A 20522-nucleotide genomic window follows, 5' to 3' on the forward strand; every position below is an offset into this window, starting at 1 on the left:
ATTACGCCACCCAATTCCAAATAGAAAAATTAAAAGCATAAGCATAAAGTGATATCGCAAACCAAGTTAAAATTGCATATCCCCAACGATTGTGGCGAGAAAACACCAAACCTAATGCCCATGAAAGCGATACAATGCCATAAACATAACGGCTAACGGACATCAACGCTCCAGAAAAGATGATGAGTAGCAAAGAACAAAAACCGTAAGTTACAGCCGTTTTACTCAACTGGTGGCGAAAATACCACAACATATAACCGCCACCAAATACCATCACAACTTTAATTAAACTATCTTTGCCCACAGCAATAGCATCAGTTAAAATTTCCCACCAACTTGGTTGCGCCCATGTTTTTTGGATATGCACAAATGCTAAAGGATCTTTGAAAGCAATGGCACAATATAAACTAAATGAAATTAATCCTAATGGGACACAAAGTCCTGCAATATAAGCACTTAATGGTTTCTTTTCTTGCCAAGCAATCAAAAGAAAAGTAGGTAATAATGTAATTCCTGTAGCGCGAGTTGCACTAGCCAACGCCCCACAAACAGCAGCCCAAACATATTGACGATTATCAAATGCTCGCAAGGCTGCCGTAGTCAACAATAGAAACAAACCTTCAGTATAAATAACTGTGCCGTATAAAGAAAACGGACACCAAGCCATTACAGCCGTTGCCCATCTGGCTACATTAGTTCCATGATGTTCTTTTACCCAAGAATACAACAGTAGCAATGCCCCTAAAAAAGCTAAATTATTCACTAATGTACCCGCTACTTCAAAGGGTAAACCCAACATCATTAACCCACGACTAATTAAGGGAAATAAAGGATAAAAAGCAATAGGATATTGATTACCATCCCTAGCATAGCTATAACCTTCAACAGCTATTTTGCGATACCATTTACCATCCCAATGAGAAAATAATTCCCAACCTGGTTGCGGAAAAAAACCACGAGTATAGTCTAGAGGATATGGATGTCGCCAATCTGGATGCACAGGTGATGTGTGCATGAAAGGAGCAACGACTTGCATGGCAATAATAATTACCAATCTGCTCACCAGGCACATTAAAATTACAAAAAGATAGTCATTTATAGGGAGATTAATGTTTTTAAATAGTGTTGGTTGTTTAATGAGTTTTTTCATAGAAGAATCATATTCGATTTTTGAAATATATGTAGGATGTGTTAGCAACAGCATAATACATCTACAGCAAAGTTTTCGGTGCGTTACAGCTTACACCTAACACACCCTACTGGCTTTAATTTTGAATGACACTGCGCTAGATTTTCTTCAACAAGCTCAGTGCCTAACTCACTATCATAATATTACTTAATACTAATTAAATGTGAATTTGCACATATCCTGATCCCCCTAAATCCCCCTTAAAAAGGGGGACTTGAAGAATTTCCCCCCCTTTTTAAGGGGATGCTCAAGGGGATCAAATTCTATGCAGCTTTATCAGAAATTGGTATAAGATTGAATGGTTGCCAAAATCAGACTTTAGGGAGATTTACGAGGTTGGCGTAATTCCCAGAGTGAGTAATACTCATCTCGATAAACAAGATTAATTTTTGCTTGGTATTGAGTTGCTAATTTTTGTCGCCAAGTATCAGCAATATTGAAGAAGAAAATTTGTGTATACCCATCGGGTATTTTGGGAATAATTTGATTTTTCACTAATTTTAACCGGACAGTTGACTCTAACAGATAACTCAAAGAAAAGATATTACCATAATTAATCCCTTCAGCGTCACTAATTAATAATGGCTGGGGAGAACGATGAATAATTTGGGCAACTTGGAAGTTATCATAACTCACACCTTTATTCCACCAAGTGCCAGCTTGGTAATATATCCGCGACGAAACTAGTCCACAAATAATCAGCAGCGATAGAATGATTTGCCAAATTCTGCGTCTTGCTAAACCACCGTTATTCATTTGTGTGGCTAACAAATAAGCGACAGCAATTTGAATGCCTAAATATGCTGGGAAAAAATACGGCTCAGAACCTATCTCGATGCTGCCAGAGTTTAAGGCTGATAATATTAATGGTAGTGATGGCACTAAAATCAAAATTACAATAAATAGCCAAACTTGATAGTTAGCAGTCAGACAGAGGAAGGAAATCGCACACCCTACCAAAATAACCAAAAATCCTAAAATTAGATAACTGTAATTGTTATCTAACATCATATCTAAATCAAAAAATATTCTCCTGAATTGTGTTAATAAGAATGGAAATACAGGCTGTGATGGTAATTGGCTGTTTAGTTGATTATTTGATAGTAAAAACTGCAAAAATTTGGCTAATCCAATAATCAGCCAAGGAATAAATGCAAAAAAAGCGACAACTGAGGCTGAGAGGTAAGCTAGAAAAGCTTTATTAAACCGAAATCCGGCAATAGTGATAACATAAATTCCATGTGCGATCGCAACCAATATACTCCATATACAGGTGTAAAGACTTAATACTAAAGTGACTGTATAAAGACTCCAATTTGTAAACTGATCTGGTGCTGGTTTATTGCCAGATGTTGACTCTAGCCGTAAAGCGCGGATGAGTGCCGCACTGTTAATAATAATAGTCACAAACCACAGAATATATTCTTGGGCTTCTGTGCCATATATCAGATAAACTGGAGAAACTGCGGCAAGTGCGATCGCAATCCCAGATACTGATAACGATAAAGGAAATAATTCCCGACATAACCAATAAATAGCCGGAAATATCAACAAGCTAATACAAGCTGATAAACTGCGAATTGCTGTAATTGAATTACCAAAAATTTCTAGCCAAAATCTTGCGATCGCAAAATAAAGGGGTGTACGCTGGGGATTTTCTTTAGCTAAAGACATAATCGTATCACTCAGTCCTGTTTGGGAATTAACACCTTGGAACTGAGCTAAACTCTCTGGAGAAATGACACGGTTATTAAATAATTGCTGTTTGACTTCCGCGACTGTATAACCAGAAATTCGCAATGATGTATATGTTTCATCATGGGAATAAACTTTACTATCTAGGTTAAAAAAGCGGAACAATACAGCCATCACCAGCAAAACAATAATTAAAAACCGCAACCAACTTGGCATGATTGTGTTCTGCTGCATAGTTATATAAATTATAAGGAGATGAGAGATGGCGATCGCTAGTCAAATTATTTATTATTCAAACACTTGGGTAAATGCCATTTTGTAAAATTTTCCAGGTTAGAAATAGTCAAAAAATCAATTGTTTTAAACTGTCGATCAATTGCTGGCAAACTACATATTTTAGCCCCGATACTTAAATAAGCTTGTAAAATTTTGGGAATTTCAACTTGACATTTATCTAAACAAGGTGGCGTAATTTCTAAACTGTATGGCGAATTGGGAGATACTAAAATACTCGCATGAGTGAAATTGTTTTTTTGAAAAAAATGATATGCACAAGCAGCGTGCCTCGCAGATTGTGTTAGTAATGAGGCACAACCAAAAAAATATTTATTCTTACTCCAGATAAGATAATTTGCTAGTCCTTCCCACAGTAATAACAAGGCTTGACTGTGACGAAATTCTTTAGCAATACACGCACGTCCAACTTCTACCGATGTTTGCAGTATATGATCAGGCATTGTGCTGAGATTAAACACATCAGCCGCATCAAAACCCAACCCTTGAGATGCCATTTGATAAGTTTGCATCCGATAAGTGCCAATTGTTTGACCCGTTTGTTTGGAAATCAACATTAAATGATGACAGACTTCATCAAATTTATCCCTATCCATCTGGGTGAGGCTGGAACTAGAAAATCCCAAGCCTAATTCCAGATTAAATACTTCAAACCGCAAGCGGAAGATAGATTCTAATTCTTCTTCAGTTGCAGCCAGTCGCAAAATATACTTATCGGTTTGAAGGACTGGAAAATCTGTCCAAGAAGAAGAAAGATTGCGTGAATGATGAATGTTGCGGTAAGAAATTTCCATCTGTCTTCCAACTGAGATGTGCGGAGATATCCTAGTCAATTCACACGCTTTACCAAAACATTCGATGCACCATTCTGCCAAAGCGTTACAGACGCGATTTTCTAGGATATATTTCCAGAAAGGTCTTCTGATAAATCTTGACTTAGTAGCGTGTCAGTTTATCTGAGAATTATCACCAAACCTCTTCTGAAAACAGTATTGATTTTCCCCATTTCATCAACAAATCCTCTCCCCGTCATGATTTGAGAAGTTAGTAGAGTCACCAGAGTGAGAAATGAGTGCTTTTATTATGCCTTTGAGTTAGAGAAAAATCTGGCAATAAGATACAAATTTTACGAATACATGGATTATTTTTGTTGTCAATAGACAATTTTCAGATATCGTAGTGTTTCTTAGTTCAATGTTGATAGAGAGAAAGAGGTTAGTCAAGGTCGGTGGAAATCAAGAATCGATGATAAATTGCTGAAAAGCTCAATATCTATCAGGGTTTATTCATTTCAGACTTCATACTTCTATCAATCACCTTGGGGATAATCATTCCACAAAGTTGTAATTTCCCGTAAACTTTGGTGATTTCCATTACCTAAAATTAAATGATCTAGCAACGGAATACCTAATAATTGCGCTCCGGCTAATAATTGGCGTGTTAGTTCTATATCTTCTTGGCTAGGTTCAACATTCCCTGAAGGATGGTTGTGAGCAACTATAGCGCGTGTTGCACCTTGACGAATGACTTCCCGAAAAATTTCTCGTGGTGAAGCTAAAGTTTCGGTCGCAGTACCAATGCTAATAACTTGTGTACCTAATAAACGGTTTTTGACATCTAATAATAAGACAGCAAAATGTTCTTGCGCTTGCCACATCAAATCTTGACTGAGTGCAGCCGCAGCCGCCATTGGACTATCAATTGGTACGCCGTCTTGAGGACGTGATTGAAACGCACGTTTGCCTAGTTCCACCGCCGCTAAAATAGTTGTGGCTTTTGCTGGGCCAATACCAGGAACTTGCATGAGTTCGGCTGGGGTGACTTCTCGTAAAACTGCTAATGGGTCACGTTGATGTTTGCCTAATTCTTGCAACAGATATTGTCCCAAACCCACGGCTGAGAGTTTTCCTGGCCCTTGACCAGTACCTAAAAGAATTGCAATTAACTCTGCTGTTCCTAAAATTTTCGGGCCATAAGTCATCAAACGTTCACGCGGACGTTCATTTGTCGGGATATCAGCAATTCTCAGGCAATAGGTCATAGAAGCATTCAGAAAATAGTTACCGAGATGGAACTATTTTTAGTTATCCCTTGTTTGCGCTCCAAATTATCTTAAGTTGAGAAAATCTTTAATTTTTCAAGAGGGGTTAGAGGCTCAAGGGTGGAGAGTGACCGAAAAACTCTTCCTCTGCTTCTCTACTCCCCTACTCCCTCTGCTTTACCCTTTACGCTCCTTCTACAGCCGCAACTACACCAAAAATCAGAAACAAACATCCACCAATAAAGGTGAGTTGGCGTTCAGAAATACGTCCGGCAATGAGTTTACCACCAATAACTGCGATCGCAGCACAAATACTATGTCCTAAAACTGCTCCAACTGTTACCCCAATTGGATTATAACTAGCAGCTAAAGCAATGGTAGCAATTTGTGTGCGATCGCCCCACTCTGCCATAAATGTTAATAAGAAGGCTTCGGTTAAAATTGCCCAAGGTGTTTTGCGCTTGGGTAACTGTGCATCTGCTTTTTTAACGGCGGCTTCTGCTTCTTCGACTACATCTGTGTCACAACTAGCCGCAGTCATTTTACTTGCGTCGTACAACAACTTAATACCGAAGGCAATAAATAAAGCAATTTCAGCGTAATGAATATAAACTTTTGGCAGTAACGATGCAGCTTGTCCAAATACTACCGACAGGATAGTCATCGCTGCTAAAGCGGCTGTCACTCCAGCAAACACTAAGCGCCGCGAATGGTGCATCGACAAAATTACAGCGATAAAGAAAGTTTTATCACCAAGCTCAGAAACGGTAATTAATAATAAACCTGCGGTAAAAGCTGTTAACACTCTCTCAAGCTCCTAAATCATTGTTAGCGATGTGAGCTTGAAGAGAGCCAAAAGACCTCACCAAGCTCACATCTTGTCTGTGAACTTAGTGAAGGTCTCGCTGTCAAATACTTAAATTTGATATCTGAACCAGGTTCATCACCAGTATGTTGATTCAGATAAGCTGGCTTGATGCCAGTAGCTACTCCCCTTCGATTAACTTAAATATTACATCTGTCTGAAGATAGAGTCAAACAATTTTGGATTTTAGACTTTAGATTGACTGTACCTACAAGGGTATACAGCTTGGTGATTTAGATTGAGTTCAAAATCACGCCAGTTGCTAGAACGCAATGGCTCCAAAATTTAAAATCTCAAATTAGTGTGGTCAGTCATGAAATTATCACAATTGCCACAAACTACAACCATCTTAGCAGTTGAGGCAATGACAAGAGGCTGTTAGCTAGAAAAATATTTATTCTAATGTACAGGCGATCGCTTTAAGATATTGACCAGTCTTCTATAACCATTACTAGTCACTTTCATCATTACCCATCAACAATGAATAGAGATGCAATACTCTTTTTTTGGTAATAGCCTGAGAACAGATAATATTTAATAGGCTGATCACAGTACTGGGTTTATTTTAACAATTTCCTCCATTTTTTGACCGATGAACAAGTAATTATACTGTTAGATATATTTCTCTATAATGTAATAACATTTTTTCAAAAAAATTGATGGCTCTTAATTTATAAATACGATATGATATCTACTCATTTCGAGTAGTGAATTAATTAGGTAAATTTTTGTTTCAGTGTCAGCCATTCTTGTGCTATTTATCATATCTTCATAATTGGCAAAAAAGATTTCAGATGATAATTGAAATTCACAAAAACAATGGTTGCCAATCTTTCTGGTTACTTACTCAATGAATATCTGTATGAAAGTGTAGACACCTCTATCTATCGGTGTCGTCGTCAGTCGGATTTCTCTACAGTTATTATTAAAACTACCAGGGCGAAACATCCAAAGCCAGAAGAAATTACAAAATTGCGCCACGAGTATACAATTCTTCAGGCTCTCAGCGATGTCAAAGGAGTTATCAAAGCACATAGTTTAGAAAAATATGGTCATAGTTCAGCACTAATTTTAGAAGATGTTTGGGGGATACCTTTTAATCAACTATTAGCTTTAGGAAAATTGCCAGTATTGACGGTTCTTGCTGTAGCGATTCAGTTAGCACAAAGTTTACACAGCATACATACAAAGCAGATTATTCATAGAGATATTAACCCCCACAACATTCTTTTAATACCAGAAAGTTTGACAGTAAAGTTAATCGATTTCAGTATGGCTGTGCAACTGTCAACAGAAACCCCCTGTATTTATCGTCCCAAAAACCTAGTTGAACATTTAGCTAATATTTCCCCAGAAAAAAACGCAACTACAAATCTATCTTTAGACTACCGGACAGATTTTTATGGTTTGGGTGTGACTTGCTATGAAATGTTAACTGGTAAACTACCCTTTACAACTAGTGATGCTTTAGATTTGAGCCAATGTCAAATTGCCAAAACTCCCTTACCACCGCACATAATTGACTCAGAAATTCCTGAAGCAGTTTCGGATATTGTGATGAAATTAATGGCGATAAATCCTAAAGATAGGTATCAAAATGCTTTAGGGTTAAAAGCCGATTTAGAAACTTGTTTGTATCAACTGCAATGTCAAGGTGAAATTACAGAATTCGATTTGGGAGAACTAGATCAATTCGCTTGCTTTCAAATTCCTCAAAGACTTTATGGACGCATTCAAGAAATACGCTTGTTGCTAGATGGATTTTATCGAGTAGCAACTGGTAGCACAGAAATGATTTTAGTTTCTGGTGACTTGGGAAGTGGGAAAACCAGCGTTGTTAATGAAATTGCTCAATTCATTGAGCAGCAACAAGGATATTTTATTGCTGGTCAGTTTGACCAGTCAAAACAACACATTCCTTATTCTGCATTTATTGAGGCTTTGCAAGGATTAATTGAGCAAATACTAACAGAAAGTGCAGAAAAAATTGCCTGTTGTAAATACAATCTAATTAAGGCATTAGGAGTTAATATTCAGGTAATTATTGACTTAATCCCAGGCATAGCGCAAATTATTGGTAATGTATCACAATTAGGCGATCGCTCACCTCAAAATTGCCTACATCAAGTTTTGCAACAAGTTTTAGAGGTGTTTACCAAAGCAGAACACCCATTAGTTTTATTTTTAGATAATTTACAATGGGCAGATGCAGCCTCACTACAATTAATTGAGACAATTATCTGCAATCAATATAGTCAAAGGTTACTGTTAATCGGGGCGTATAGAGATAGCGAAGTTTATCCCCATCATCCCCTAATTCAGACAGTTGAAAAAATTCACTTCTGCAAACCTGTAGTGCAGAATATTGGGCTTCAGCCATTAGATATTGAGGATATCTGTGAGTTAATTAGTGATAGTCTCAATGCTACGCTCACACTCCACAGTTTTCCTTTACATCATAAGAATCATGCAAGAGTTAGGGATTTAGCCCAATTAATTTATCACAAGACTCAAGGAAATCCCTTATTAATTAATCAAATACTGCACAAGATTGAGAAATCAAATTTATTGCGGTTTGATTTTATTCATAGACAATGGCAGTGGAAATTAGAGGAAATTCAGGCAATTAGTATTACCGATGAGCGAGTGTTAGAAGCGGCGATTCAAACTCTACCACAATTATCAGATATCACCTTACAAGCTTTAAAATTAGGCGCTTGTTTAGGGAATCAGTTTACTTTAAATAATTTAGCGATCGCACAAAAAATATCCCCACAAGCTACCCTGGATATTTTGTCGGAAGCACTGCAATTAAATCTAATTTTTCCATTATTAGGAACCGATAAAATTACTTATAAATTTTTAGGCGATCGCCTCCAAAAAACTGTATATTCTCTTATACCCAATGACCACAAGCAAAAAACACATTTAAATATAGGTCGCTTATTATTACAAAAAATTCCTGAGACTGCACTCACCGAAAATATCTTTGACATTGTTACCCAACTTAATCTAGCTTGGGAATTAATTACCCAAACCTCAGATAAAGAACATTTAGCAGTACTCAACTTAATTGCTGGTACAGAAGCAAAAAAATCAACAGACTATGCAACTGCGGTTAAATACTTTAATTTTGGCTTAGGACTGCTACCTAAAACAGCTTGGTCTACTAATTACGATTTAGCCTTAAATCTACATTTAGAACTGATAGAAGCCGAATATCTAGCAGCCAATTATTATCAAGTTCAACAGCTATCAGCAATTGTTGTAAGCAAAGCCAAAAAACCTTTAGATAAAATCAAAGTCTTTGAAATTCAAATCCAATATTATCTGAATCAAAACCAAATACAAGCAGCAATTGATAGCGCAGCCTCGGCTTTAAAAATGCTGGGTATTGCTTCGCCAAAAGAAACTGCTCAACAGAATATTCTGGGTAAATCTCTGATAACAAAAATACTGCTCAAAATCAAAGGCATTGATAATTTGCCACAATTGCCAGAGATGACAGACCCCTATAAAATTGCCGCCATCAAAATTTTAACTAGTATTCTTGTTCCTAGTTATTTCACTGCTCCACATCTGTTCTCATTTGTCATCTTTAAGATAGTGAATTTGAGTGTAAGATTTGGCAATTCTCCCCAAGCTGCTTACGGATATGCACTTTATAGCTGGCTATTGTGTGGAGTATTAGGAGATATTAAAACTGGGTATGAATTTGGCCAGTTAGCAATGAAGTTAATGGCTCGATTTGACAACCCAGAAATTAAATGCAAAGTTGTCAATATATTTAATGCTGATGTTCGTCATTGGCAAGAACACGCTCAAGCCACAATTCCCGCTTTTGTTGAAGCTTTGGATATGAGTTTAGCAGTCAATAATCTAGAAAATGCAGCCAAGAGTAGCATTAACTATTGTTACTATCAATTTTTGTTGGGTGAGCATTTAGATAATGTGCGTCATGCTCAAACAACATACATCAATCTAATGCGGCAGCTAAAACAAGAAAATGCGGTTCAGGCAATTAGTATAGTTAGACAAACGGCGGCTAATTTAGCAGGCGCTTCAGCTTATACCTACTGTTTAATTGGTGATGAGTTTAATGAAGTAGAAATGTTGCCAATTTTGCAGAGTGATAATCATTATGCTGAACTGTTTATGGCTTACTCTTGCAAAGCAATGTTACTGTATTTCTTTAAAGAATATGACTTATCTGTAGAAAATGCTGAGTTGGCAGAAAACTATGCAGCAAGCTCTTTAGGAACGATGGCATTAGCTGTACATAATTTTTACTATTCTTTGGCATTGTTAGGTAGTTATGGCAATCAACAACATCTAGATGCACAAAAACAAATACTGCACAAGATAGAAAATAATCAGAATAAAATGCGAAATTGGGCAACCCACGCCCCAGCAAATTACCAACATAAATATGAGTTAATTGCTGCTGAAAAAGCGCGAGTTTTAGGCAATAATTTAAAAGCGATCGCCCGTTACAAAGCAGCTAGTCAAGGTGCAGCCCAGTCTGGGTATATTCAAGAAGAAGCCTTAGCTAATGAATTAATCGCTGAATTTTATTTTGCTTATAATCAAGTAACTGTAGCTGAGATTTATTTAACTAAATCTTACTATGGCTATATACATTGGGGAGCCACAGCTAAAGTCAAAAACTTAGAAGCTAAATATCCCGGATTTTTTGCCAGAATTCTCCAACGACAAAACACCAACCTGGATGTAGCAGTTCTGAATTATTCCTGAAAAACGAGACACCCGGCTTCTTCAAGAAGTCGGGTATTTGAATCTCTCAATTTTTTGCTGCTAAACCAGAGAATCTCCCCCTGATTGATTCAGCGTTAACCGTAAAACTGACAGACCTAAAATTATCAAAAATAATATCAAACCAATTGTACAAGCATAGCTAATATCTAAATTACTAAAAGCTTGTTCGTATAAATAATAAACAATTGTTTTAGAACTATTGAGTGGCCCGCCTTGAGTCATAATATATACTTCTTCAAAAACTTTTGTGGCGGAAATAGCCGAAATTACTGCTACTAAAGCTAAATAAGGTGTCATCAAAGGGATCGTGATATCCCAATGTTTCCTGATACCATCCGAACCATCAATAGCGGCGGCTTCATAAACATCAGCCGGGATTGATTGTAACCCAGCTAAATAAATTACCATGTAGTAGCCTAACCCCTTCCACATAGTTACAGCCATCACACTGGCTAGAGAAATTGGTAAGATACCCAAAATTTTATCTGGACTAGTTAACCAAGGAATTCCTTCAGGGAAGATTCCTAAAGTTTTGAGTAACTGATTAAGTAAACCGTTTTCGGCGTACAACCATTTCCAGGCGATACCTGCAACTACCATTGAAATTACTACTGGTGTATAATATGCGGCTCTAAACCAACTTACACCCCGCAGTTTTTGATTGACTAAAATTGCTAAACCCAGGGGAGTAATGACGAGAATGGGAACTACACCCACCAGATAAAGAAAGGTGTTTTCTAAAGTTTTCCAAAACACTGCATCTTTCCACAACCGCAGAAAATTGCCAAAACCTATCCATTGTGGTGGCTGGGAAATATCTTCATAGCTGGTGAAACTGAGGTAAAAGGCTTGTAATGCAGGCCAAAAAACCGTTAACCCCAACAGCACTAACGCAGGTAACAAAAACAAGTACGGTGTAAGTCGTTGTTGAATGAGAATCCAATTTTTAGATGTCAGTTGACTCATAACTGTGTGAGTTCGACAGCAAGGCTAACTCATATTACACGAACAGATGCAGTTGGAGTGAAGTTGCAGCGCGATCGCACAATTTGAGCTTTGGGAATTGCTGTCTTAATCATTTTTAAATTTATCTCAGTATTTATTAGCTGTTCTTGGTATCAATCACTTAAATTTATTAATTTAAAAAATAATAATATTTGTATTTATCAGAGTAACAGCATAAATTAAACCCATAAACAAAAACACAGACAGCAATCACCCAGAGAGGTAAATTATGAAGTCAGTAGTTAATCAAAAATTGGAACCACAACAAATTACAACTGAAGAATTAACCTCCGGTCAACGCCTTGCTGATAAACTCGCATCTCATGTAGGTTCTTGGAAATTTCTGATTTGTCAAAGCACAATCTTAGCTGGATGGGTTGGGTTGAATTTAGCACCAGGAGTTCCTCACTGGGATGAGTCGCCATTCATCATGCTGAACTTGGTATTTTCTTTCGCTTCAGCTTACACCGCACCCATAGTTTTAATGAGTCAAAATCGCCAGTCTGATACTGACCGGAGAAACGCTGAAATTGACCATCAAGTAAACTTACGCGCCGGACAAAATATTGAACTACTCCATGAAAAACTGGATACACTACACACACAACAAATTTCCGAATTGACTCAAATCGTTAAAGAACAACAACAAATGCTGCGGGAAATGAAAGTACATTTAGCTGCTACTAAAGAAGTTAAAGATAATCGCGTTACTCTAGCACCAGGACTCATTGTACAGATTAACGAGAAATTTCCTAAAACAGTCCCTGTTACCCCAGTTAGCAAGCCAGATAAATTTATCAGCGATAATACCAAACTTCTAGATCAATACATGCGCCGATAACAATGAATTACCTACAATTTCAGCTTTTCAATAGAGTGAGAGTCTAAATTTTAAATATCTTGAGCCAGTTCTAGACTAAAATCTTGACTCTTCCCCTCTTCAGTTGTAATCAGCATTTACAGTCTTTTTATCTAATCAAATATGTCAATTCATTGGTGACATAAATTCACTTTGGATGCTACCCCTCTACACTTATTTAAAGTAGCAAGTTCCCAAAGTATGCAGACATCACTGTGCAGATCAAGGAGAAATAGAAATGAATGAAATTATTACTAGCATTCCTACCGGCATCACAGCTTTTACCGCTACAAATTTGGATGATTTGGTCATCCTGACGCTGTTATTCTCACAAGTGAATGCAAGTTTCCGTTGTCGGCACATCGTGATTGGTCAATATCTTGGTTTTAGTACATTAGTAATTGCTAGTTTAGTTGGTTTTTTAGGAGGTTTAATTTTGCCTTCTGCGTGGATGGGTTTTCTTGGTTTTGCACCCATCGCTATTGGCTTAAATCGTCTATTAAATCCCGACAAAGATTCCTCTGAAACAACCGCATCAGAAGCAGAATTAACTAAATCTTCGCCCTTAACTAACTGGTTATCTCCCCAAGCTTTTAGTGTAGCTGCTATTACCATTGCCAATGGTAGTGATAATGTGAGCATTTATATGCCATTGTTTGCTAATGCAAATTTTTCTAGTTTACTTATTATTATTACAGTCTTTTTATCATTAGTTGGTGTTTGGTGCTATGGCACATATAAACTTACCCGCCAACCCGCTATCTGTAATTTAATTTCACAATATGGTAACAATATTGTTCCCTTTGTGTTAATTGGTTTAGGTGTGTTTATCGTTTTAGATAGTGCTTCATTACCTCCCATTGCCTTAGCTGTTAGCTGTTTAGTTTTAACAGGCTTAGTCAAACTATATGGCATCAATACACAAGTAGAAACATCTAGTGAGGTTGACTGGAGAATATAGTTATCAATGCTGGCTGAACCAGCATTAATAAACCAACAAGTTTTCATCATCAATAGGATAAATATCATGAAACTCTTCCGAATGACTCTCGTTGCTTTAGTACTTTTAGTCAACTTAGTAATTGCTCAACCTTCTTGGGCGAGTCAACCCAATCTCACACAAGGTACTGATTATACCGAAGTTACTCAAGTAATTGATAATCTTTTAAAATTAAAAGAAAATCCTGCGGATTCGCAATATACATCAGAAGAAATTGAGCGTAAATTGGGTGATTTAAAATTACAAAAATATATTTTAGAAACGGCACAAGATTGGGCGCAGTGTCGTAATGAAACAGGTAAAACTCTCGGCGTATATGCACATAAACCCAAAAAATTAGCCCAAGGAAATACTCTCTACTTTTTGGGAAATGGTCAAATTACAGATAATGATTGGGATTGCGATGGTGTTTATCTACCAACAGGGACTAAATTACCTGGAGATACGGAAGGTTTAACAGAACCTTTAGCGATTAAAGTTGTTGATGGAACGCAATTAGTAGCGAAATCTAATCCAGAAACAGGTGTGCTTGAATTTAACGTTACCCCTGCTAATGTTTTCAAAGTTGGTGATATTGATTGGTTAATTCCTAATTTGACTCAAGTTGACATTGATACCAAAGTTCCTGACGCACCAATTGAAGATTAAAGCTGACTGAATCCTGAGACAAAGTAATACCTGAACATTAGCCTTTAGATAAAGAAAATCTAAGGGCTTTTTTGTAGGCGAGCTAGATTCATATAGCAGAAATAGCGCAAACTTGTAAACCAACTGGTGTTTGGATAATTACAGCTTCTACTCCAAAAACTTGGGCGATCGCTTGGGGTGTTAACACTTCTTTGGGTGTACCAACTCCCCAAAGTTTTCCTTGTTTTAATAAGGCAATCCGAGAACTATAGCGTGCCGCTAAATTTAATTCATGTAATACTGTGACTATTGTTAATTCCTGTTGTTGATTTAAATCTTTTAACAATTCTAATAATTGCAGTTGATAATTTATATCCAAATAAGTAGTTGGTTCATCTAATAATAAAACCTTGGGTTCTTGCGCCAATGCTAAAGCTAAAAAGGCACGTTGTCTTTCACCACCAGAAAGTTGTTCGACTGGGCGATCGCACTTATTTTCTAGTTGGGTTTTTTGAATTGCCAAATCAACTTTTTGCCAATCTTGGGCTGTTAACTCCCATTGCCACCAAGGTTGATGCGGCGTGCGTCCTAAGCTGACTAATTGCCGCACATTCAAACCCACTGGTACAGTTTGTTGTTGTGGTAATAATGCCAATTTCTGCGCTACTACGTTCGGTGGTTGAGAATGAATTGCTTTACCATCAAGTAAGACAATTCCCTGTTGGGGTGTCAAAATTCGACTCAATAATTTGAGTAAGGTTGATTTACCAGAACCATTCGCACCAACTAAACTTAACCATTCTCCGGTTTGCAAGGTGAGGTTAATATCTTGAACAATTGGTTCTGTGGTGTAACCACCAGTGAGATTTTGTAATTCTAAAGGCATTTTATATTAGGTGATAGGTTACAGGTTAGAGGTTACAGGTTACAGGTTATAGATTTAACAGCTTGTCCATTCTGGATTTTACTTTTACGATTTACCCAATCCAGAAGAACGACGATATAGCAACCAGATAAATAAAGGTGAACCTAATAAAGCAGTTACAGAACCTACTGGTAGTTCAACTGCACCTAGTCTAGAGAGTAAATCTGCAAAGGTCAGCAACCATGCACCTGCCAGTGCTGACAGTGGTAAAACAAAACGGTGGTCTGTACCAACCAGCAAGCGGACTCCATGCGGTACTATCAAACCGACAAAGCCAATCAAACCACTAATGCTAACTGCACCGGCGGCGAGTAAAGTTGCAACACCACCAATTAATAAACGCGATCGCGTTAATGATACTCCCAAACCAACAGCCAAATCATCACCCAAAGCCAGCACATTCACAGACCGCGCCAGCAACCATCCACACAGCAGCGCCACCATAATATAAGGCCCTGCTGTCGTAATTTCTTTCCATCCTCTAGCATTCAAGCTACCCACCAACCAACTCAACGCCACTTGAATGCGACCATCTTCAGCGAGTAATAATAATGTACTCTGCACCGCACCCAATAAAGAACTGACCGCGACCCCTCCCAAAATCAGCCGTTCAATGGAAATTCCGGAACCGGCGCGACCCAAAAAAATCACTATGGCAGAGGTCAAAATTGCACCCAGCCACGCTGCAAAGGGAATAGCAATGGGGAAAAATTGCAAAGTAATCATCACAATCACAATTAATCCTGCACCTGCGGAAATCCCTAAAATAAAAGGGTCAGCCAGGCTATTACGTAACATTCCTTGCAGTAGTGCGCCAGACATTCCCAAAGCTGCACCCACAATCATCGCCGCAACAATTCGCGGTAGCCGTAAATCCCAGATAATAGTTTGGTTAGTGGGATCACCTTGATGTAGAATAGCCTCCCACAATTGCGAAAAACTCAAGGGGACTGCGCCTTGAGACAGTGACAGCACTAGAGTCATGATTAGTGCTGTACTGATGAGTAAAACAGCCCAGAATATACGGTTTTTGGTAACAGCAGCTGGTAACGAGATTTTCATTAATAGACTTTAGGGACTTCCAATTAAAAAATATCCCATCATCAGGGGATAGGGAAGACGTGGTAGACAAGGGGGACAAGGTAGACAAGGTAGACAAGGGGGACAAGGTAGATAAGAGAGAAAAAGCTAGTGAATTAAGACTTACCCATAAAGGTTTTGTGTTGAGAATATGTGTAAGGTTCTAAACTCCAAACTCTTGGTTTTTCGTCCTATTACATAAACACTCAGAAAGTTATTACCTAAATCCTCTACTCACTATCTCCCCTGTCTCCCTCATCTCCCTCATCTCCCTTGTCTCCCTTGTCTCCCTCATCCTCCCTAAACTACCGTTGGGTCTTCACTGACTTTCACAACCAGCTTGCCAAAATTTTCACCCCGCAATAAGCCAATAAAAGCACGGGGCGAATTTTCTAAACCAACTACGACATCTTCTTTATATTTCAGTTGACCAGACTTTAACCAACCAGCCACATCGCGGACAAATTCATCAGCTAGATGTTGGTAGTCACGCACTAAAAAACCTTTAATTAACGCACGTTTAATTAACAAAGGTCTTAAATTCGGCCCATGTGGTGGAGATGTGGCGTTATATTCGGAAATCAAGCCAACTAAGGGAATTCGCGCCCCTAAGTTGATTTGCTGCAACACAGTTTCTAATATCACCCCGGCCGTATTATCAAAATAAATGTCAATACCATTAGGCGCGGCGGCTTTTAATGCTACATCAAGTTCTTGAGTTTTGCGATTAATCCCAACATCAAAGCCTAGTTCTTTGACTATATAATCTCGCTTGTCATCACTGCCAACAATTCCAATGACTCGACAACCTTTGATTTTGGCAATTTGACCTGCAACTGCGCCCACCGCCCCAGAAGCAGCAGAAATTACTACCGTTTCGCCTGCTTTGGGTTGACCAATATCCAACAGCGCCGCGTAAGCAGTTAGCCCAGGCATACCCAACACACCCAAACTATAAGATAAAGGTGCTTGGCTGGGATCAAGTTTTCGCAATGTTTCGCCTTTGGCTACTGCATAAGTTTGCCAACCATTACCACTCAGAACAACATCTCCAGCTTGAAATTGCGGATGATTTGATTGAATTACTTGGCTAACTGTACCACCCACAATGACTGAGTTTAATTCTACATTTGCTGCATAAGATTCACCCGCACTAATTAAGCCACGCATATAAGGGTCTAGAGATAAATAAATTGTGCGGCTGAGAACTTCGCCTTCGCCTGGTGGAGAAATTGGGGCTTCGACTAAGGCAAAATCACTTTCTTTTGGTTCACCGACCGGGCGGCTTTTGAGCAAGATTTGTTTGTTAATTAAATCAGACACAAGTTATTCCTTTGTAAATTCGGCAATTTCTATTCTGTTTCCACCAGGATCACGGATAAAAAAGCGATCGCATCCCGGAATTGGTGTTCCTGGCAGAATTTCTACATCATAGGCTTTTAAATGTTCGGCAAACCCATGCAAATCATTGACTCGAAAACAAACATGTCGTCTAGATGTTTGATTATGGGGGTTTTCTTCTCGACTCACATGAATTTCTGTGTTCCCCAACAAATACCACCCTCCAGAATTACTGGCTTCAGGTGGATTAATTTCGCTTAATCCCAAAACTTGACTGTAAAAAAACAGTATCGCCTCCTCAACTTCCCGCGGATATGTCACTTGTATATGATGAACTGCCTCCAGTCGCATCTCCATTCTCCTGTTGATATAAATGTTCCTAGTTTGAGAAAAAATACTTGCTATTCAACAATGTTTGTGGAATACTACTTTTAAAATACGATAAGTCGGTCAAGATTTAGTAGTATTTTTCAGGCACACCATAAAAATCCTGTCCTCAAAGGAATTGTGGACTAATTCTTAAGATGACACACCCAGGAATTCGTACTAATCGAGTTAAAGTCCCAAACGGAGATTTGCAGATCGACGCTTATTTAGCGGAACCTGTCAAAGAAGGGAAATTTCCCGCCGTGATTGTGATTCAGGAAATCTTTGGAGTCAACATCCACATTCGGGAAGTTGCAGAAAGACTAGCTAACGAGGGGTATGTAGCGATCGCACCAGCATTGTTTCAACGAACTGCGCCTGGTTTTGATGCTGGTTATACCCCTGATGATATTCAGCGTGGACGCGCGGCCAAGGATCAGACAAAAGCCCAAGACATACTGAGTGATATTCAAGCAGCGATCGCTTACTTGAGAACTCTACCAAACGTCAAAGGAGATGCGATCGGTTCTATTGGTTTCTGTTTTGGTGGTCATGTTGTTTATCTAGCAGCCACCTTACCAGATATCAAAGCCACAGCTTCCTTTTACGGAGGGGGAATTCCGAATTCCACTCCCGGCGGTGGAGAACCCACAATTACCCGTACCTCAGAGATTAAAAACCCAATTTACGCCTTCTTCGGTACAGAAGATAAAGGTATTCCTTTAGAACAAACCGAACAAGTAGAAGCGGAATTACAAAAACACCGTATTCCTCATCAAATCTTCCGCTATTCTGGTGCAGAACATGGCTTTTTCTGCAATCATCGCGCCAGCTATAATGCCGAAGCTGCTGCTGATGCGTGGAAGCAAGTTTTAGACCTATTTCAGAAAAATTTGCAATTGCAACCAGTTTAAACCTGAATTGCCTATTACATATCACTTCTCCCTACCTCATAAATAACCTCTGCCATAAATTCACGGATTTGGTAATAGATAATGATTAATTAACTATTACCAATCTTTCCTTGTTTAGAGTTACTCAGATTTACTAGCCCATTAATTAATTTTGGGGAAAATTATCAGGTTAGTGAAGACTGTCCTTGATTTTTCACAACTTTCAAACTAGCAAAAATCTTGATTTTTCAGCGAATTTATTTATTAATATTGCCTGGAATATTTACTATCAATAAAAAGTAATTCCTCAACTTATTGATGTGAAAGCAGCAATGCTAACTAGCGAACAATATGCCGCAATAACTACCGAAACAATTAGCCAGAGATAGAATTATGGAAATATTTTGGTATTTACCGACCCAAGGTGATGAACGATATTTAGGGACAACAATTGGCAGACGACAAGCTAATTATCCCTATATGCAGCAAATAGCCCAAGCTGTAGATAAATTAGGCTACGGTGGGATGTTAATTGGGACGGGACAAAAGCAGGATACTTGGATTGTGGCTGCTTCTTTGATTCCGGTGACAGAACGTTTAAGGTTTTTGGTGGCGTTTCGTCCAGCAATTATGTCACCTTCCCTAGCAGTGAGGATGGCTGCTACCTTTGACCAGCTTTCTAACGGGCGCATTATTTTAAACGTGGTGACTGGTGGCGATTCCAAAGAATTAGCTAAGGATGGGATTTTCTTAGACCATGACCAGCGTTATGAATTGACTGATGAATTTTTAACAATTTGGCGATCGCTTATGCAAGGCGATGATGTAACCTTCAAAGGTCGCCACCTGCAAGTTGAGGGTGCTAAATTACAATTCCCTCCAGTCCAAAAGCCCTACCCTACCTTATATTTTGGTGGTTCTTCTGATGCGGCTTTGCAAGTTGCAGCCAAACACATCGATGTTTATTTAACTTGGGGTGAACCACCAGCCCAAGTTGCCGAAAAAATTGCTAAAGTCCGCCAATTAGCAGCTGAACAAGGTAGAACAGTCCGTTTTGGCATTCGGATGCACGTTATTGTTCGGGAAACCACCCAAAAAGCCTGGGATGCAGCCAACGAACTAATCAAATATCTTGATGATGACACAATTGCTGCTGCTCACAAACGCTTTATCCAGTCAGAATCAGCAGGACAACGACGGATGGCGCAGCTCAATAACGGTAGTCGCCAAAACTTAGAAATTAGCCCGAATTTATGGTCTGGTGTCGGGTTAGTCCGGGGTGGTGCGGGTACAGCTTTAGTCGGAGATCCAGACACAGTAGCCGCCAGAATCCAGGAATATGCTGATTTAGGGATTGATACCTTTGTATTTTCCGGCTACCCCCATTTAGAAGAAGCTTATCGCGTCGCTGAGTTACTTTTCCCCCGCTTACCACTGCAAACTTCGCAAATCGCCATACCACAGCAGTTACCAACACCCTTTAACGAGTTTGTCACCAAGACAGATTTACTTAAACCCCAGCCTGTGTAGTTGCAGGCGATCGCATTTGTGTTTCTACCATAAGGA

The 20522-nt window shown here is 38.7% G+C and carries 16 protein-coding genes; 6 read left to right on the forward strand and 10 right to left on the reverse strand.

Features of this window, described 5'->3' with window-relative positions; translation table 11 throughout:
• Position 1: 1 nt before the first annotated feature.
• The 5 genes from H6G75_RS16140 to H6G75_RS16160 all read right to left on the reverse strand — a co-directional run bounded on the left by H6G75_RS16140 (position 2) and on the right by H6G75_RS16160 (position 6024).
• Positions 2–1150, reverse strand: a complete 1149-nt coding sequence (locus H6G75_RS16140; RefSeq protein WP_190981040.1) for a hypothetical protein — start codon at positions 1148–1150, stop codon at positions 2–4.
• 357 nt (positions 1151–1507) lie between these two features.
• Positions 1508–3118 carry a glycosyltransferase family 39 protein gene (locus H6G75_RS16145; RefSeq protein WP_190981041.1) on the reverse strand — a complete coding sequence of 537 codons (1611 nt, stop codon included), beginning with the start codon at positions 3116–3118 and terminating at the stop codon, positions 1508–1510.
• 47 nt (positions 3119–3165) lie between these two features.
• The gene (locus H6G75_RS16150) at positions 3166–3972 is read right to left on the reverse strand and encodes a GNAT family N-acetyltransferase (protein WP_190981042.1); all 807 of its coding nucleotides are present in this window, start codon (positions 3970–3972) and stop codon (positions 3166–3168) included.
• A 515-nt stretch (positions 3973–4487) separates the two neighbouring features.
• Positions 4488–5219 (reverse strand): DNA repair protein RadC, encoded by a 732-nt coding sequence (radC, locus tag H6G75_RS16155; RefSeq protein ID WP_062289059.1) that lies wholly within the window; start codon positions 5217–5219, stop codon positions 4488–4490.
• Positions 5220–5403: 184 nt separating this feature from the next.
• The gene (locus H6G75_RS16160) at positions 5404–6024 is read right to left on the reverse strand and encodes a TMEM165/GDT1 family protein (RefSeq protein ID WP_190981043.1); all 621 of its coding nucleotides are present in this window, start codon (positions 6022–6024) and stop codon (positions 5404–5406) included.
• 879 nt (positions 6025–6903) lie between these two features.
• Between H6G75_RS16160 and H6G75_RS16165 the strand changes: the two genes are divergently transcribed.
• Complete coding sequence (locus H6G75_RS16165) at positions 6904–10839, forward strand: AAA family ATPase (protein WP_190981044.1); 3936 nt, start codon at positions 6904–6906, stop codon at positions 10837–10839.
• Between the two features lie 60 nt (positions 10840–10899).
• On the opposite strand, the gene H6G75_RS16170 is transcribed toward H6G75_RS16165, so the two are convergent.
• On the reverse strand, positions 10900–11826 hold the full coding sequence (locus tag H6G75_RS16170; RefSeq protein ID WP_190981045.1) for a carbohydrate ABC transporter permease: 927 nt from the start codon (positions 11824–11826) through the stop codon (positions 10900–10902).
• 268 nt (positions 11827–12094) lie between these two features.
• Here H6G75_RS16170 and H6G75_RS16175 point away from each other — a divergent pair, with 268 nt between their 5' ends.
• The 3 genes from H6G75_RS16175 to H6G75_RS16185 all read left to right on the forward strand — a co-directional run bounded on the left by H6G75_RS16175 (position 12095) and on the right by H6G75_RS16185 (position 14372).
• Positions 12095–12706, forward strand: a complete 612-nt coding sequence (locus H6G75_RS16175; RefSeq protein WP_190981046.1) for a DUF1003 domain-containing protein — start codon at positions 12095–12097, stop codon at positions 12704–12706.
• A 256-nt stretch (positions 12707–12962) separates the two neighbouring features.
• Positions 12963–13685: a cadmium resistance transporter gene (locus tag H6G75_RS16180; RefSeq protein ID WP_190981047.1), complete on the forward strand. Its 723-nt coding sequence runs from the start codon at positions 12963–12965 to the stop codon at positions 13683–13685.
• 66 nt (positions 13686–13751) lie between these two features.
• Positions 13752–14372, forward strand: coding sequence for a hypothetical protein (locus H6G75_RS16185; protein ID WP_190981048.1), 621 nt, complete (start codon positions 13752–13754; stop codon positions 14370–14372).
• An 88-nt stretch (positions 14373–14460) separates the two neighbouring features.
• Here H6G75_RS16185 and H6G75_RS16190 read toward each other — a convergent pair whose 3' ends face one another.
• From H6G75_RS16190 to H6G75_RS16205, 4 genes are all read right to left on the reverse strand, one after another.
• Complete coding sequence (locus H6G75_RS16190) at positions 14461–15237, reverse strand: ABC transporter ATP-binding protein (RefSeq protein ID WP_190981049.1); 777 nt, start codon at positions 15235–15237, stop codon at positions 14461–14463.
• A gap of 84 nt (positions 15238–15321) precedes the next feature.
• Positions 15322–16338: an iron ABC transporter permease gene (locus tag H6G75_RS16195; protein ID WP_190981050.1), complete on the reverse strand. Its 1017-nt coding sequence runs from the start codon at positions 16336–16338 to the stop codon at positions 15322–15324.
• Between the two features lie 318 nt (positions 16339–16656).
• Complete coding sequence (locus H6G75_RS16200; protein WP_190981051.1) at positions 16657–17679, reverse strand: zinc-binding dehydrogenase; 1023 nt, start codon at positions 17677–17679, stop codon at positions 16657–16659.
• Between the two features lie 3 nt (positions 17680–17682).
• Positions 17683–18048, reverse strand: a complete 366-nt coding sequence (locus tag H6G75_RS16205; RefSeq protein WP_190981052.1) for a VOC family protein — start codon at positions 18046–18048, stop codon at positions 17683–17685.
• Positions 18049–18221: 173 nt separating this feature from the next.
• On the opposite strand from H6G75_RS16205, the gene H6G75_RS16210 reads away from it, so the two are divergent.
• Both H6G75_RS16210 and ssuD read left to right on the forward strand, forming a co-directional pair.
• Complete coding sequence (locus H6G75_RS16210; RefSeq protein WP_190981053.1) at positions 18222–18977, forward strand: dienelactone hydrolase family protein; 756 nt, start codon at positions 18222–18224, stop codon at positions 18975–18977.
• A gap of 372 nt (positions 18978–19349) precedes the next feature.
• Complete coding sequence (gene ssuD / locus H6G75_RS16215) at positions 19350–20486, forward strand: FMNH2-dependent alkanesulfonate monooxygenase (protein WP_190981054.1); 1137 nt, start codon at positions 19350–19352, stop codon at positions 20484–20486.
• The last annotated feature ends 36 nt before the right edge of the window (positions 20487–20522 follow it).

Source organism: Nostoc sp. FACHB-280 (assembly GCF_014697615.1).
In the GTDB taxonomy this organism is placed as follows: domain Bacteria; phylum Cyanobacteriota; class Cyanobacteriia; order Cyanobacteriales; family Nostocaceae; genus Nostoc_B.

Coding starts and splice junctions, on each gene's coding strand:
- H6G75_RS16140 (WP_190981040.1), bottom strand. CDS start 1,150: ATGAAAAAACTCATTAAACAACCAACACTATTTAAAAACATTAATCTC.
- H6G75_RS16145 (WP_190981041.1), bottom strand. CDS start 3,118: ATGCAGCAGAACACAATCATGCCAAGTTGGTTGCGGTTTTTAATTATT.
- H6G75_RS16150 (WP_190981042.1), bottom strand. CDS start 3,972: ATGGAAATTTCTTACCGCAACATTCATCATTCACGCAATCTTTCTTCT.
- radC (WP_062289059.1), bottom strand. CDS start 5,219: ATGACCTATTGCCTGAGAATTGCTGATATCCCGACAAATGAACGTCCG.
- H6G75_RS16165 (WP_190981044.1), top strand. CDS start 6,904: ATGGTTGCCAATCTTTCTGGTTACTTACTCAATGAATATCTGTATGAA.
- H6G75_RS16170 (WP_190981045.1), bottom strand. CDS start 11,826: ATGAGTCAACTGACATCTAAAAATTGGATTCTCATTCAACAACGACTT.
- H6G75_RS16175 (WP_190981046.1), top strand. CDS start 12,095: ATGAAGTCAGTAGTTAATCAAAAATTGGAACCACAACAAATTACAACT.
- H6G75_RS16180 (WP_190981047.1), top strand. CDS start 12,963: ATGAATGAAATTATTACTAGCATTCCTACCGGCATCACAGCTTTTACC.
- H6G75_RS16185 (WP_190981048.1), top strand. CDS start 13,752: ATGAAACTCTTCCGAATGACTCTCGTTGCTTTAGTACTTTTAGTCAAC.
- H6G75_RS16190 (WP_190981049.1), bottom strand. CDS start 15,237: ATGCCTTTAGAATTACAAAATCTCACTGGTGGTTACACCACAGAACCA.
- H6G75_RS16195 (WP_190981050.1), bottom strand. CDS start 16,338: ATGAAAATCTCGTTACCAGCTGCTGTTACCAAAAACCGTATATTCTGG.
- H6G75_RS16205 (WP_190981052.1), bottom strand. CDS start 18,048: ATGCGACTGGAGGCAGTTCATCATATACAAGTGACATATCCGCGGGAA.
- H6G75_RS16210 (WP_190981053.1), top strand. CDS start 18,222: ATGACACACCCAGGAATTCGTACTAATCGAGTTAAAGTCCCAAACGGA.
- ssuD (WP_190981054.1), top strand. CDS start 19,350: ATGGAAATATTTTGGTATTTACCGACCCAAGGTGATGAACGATATTTA.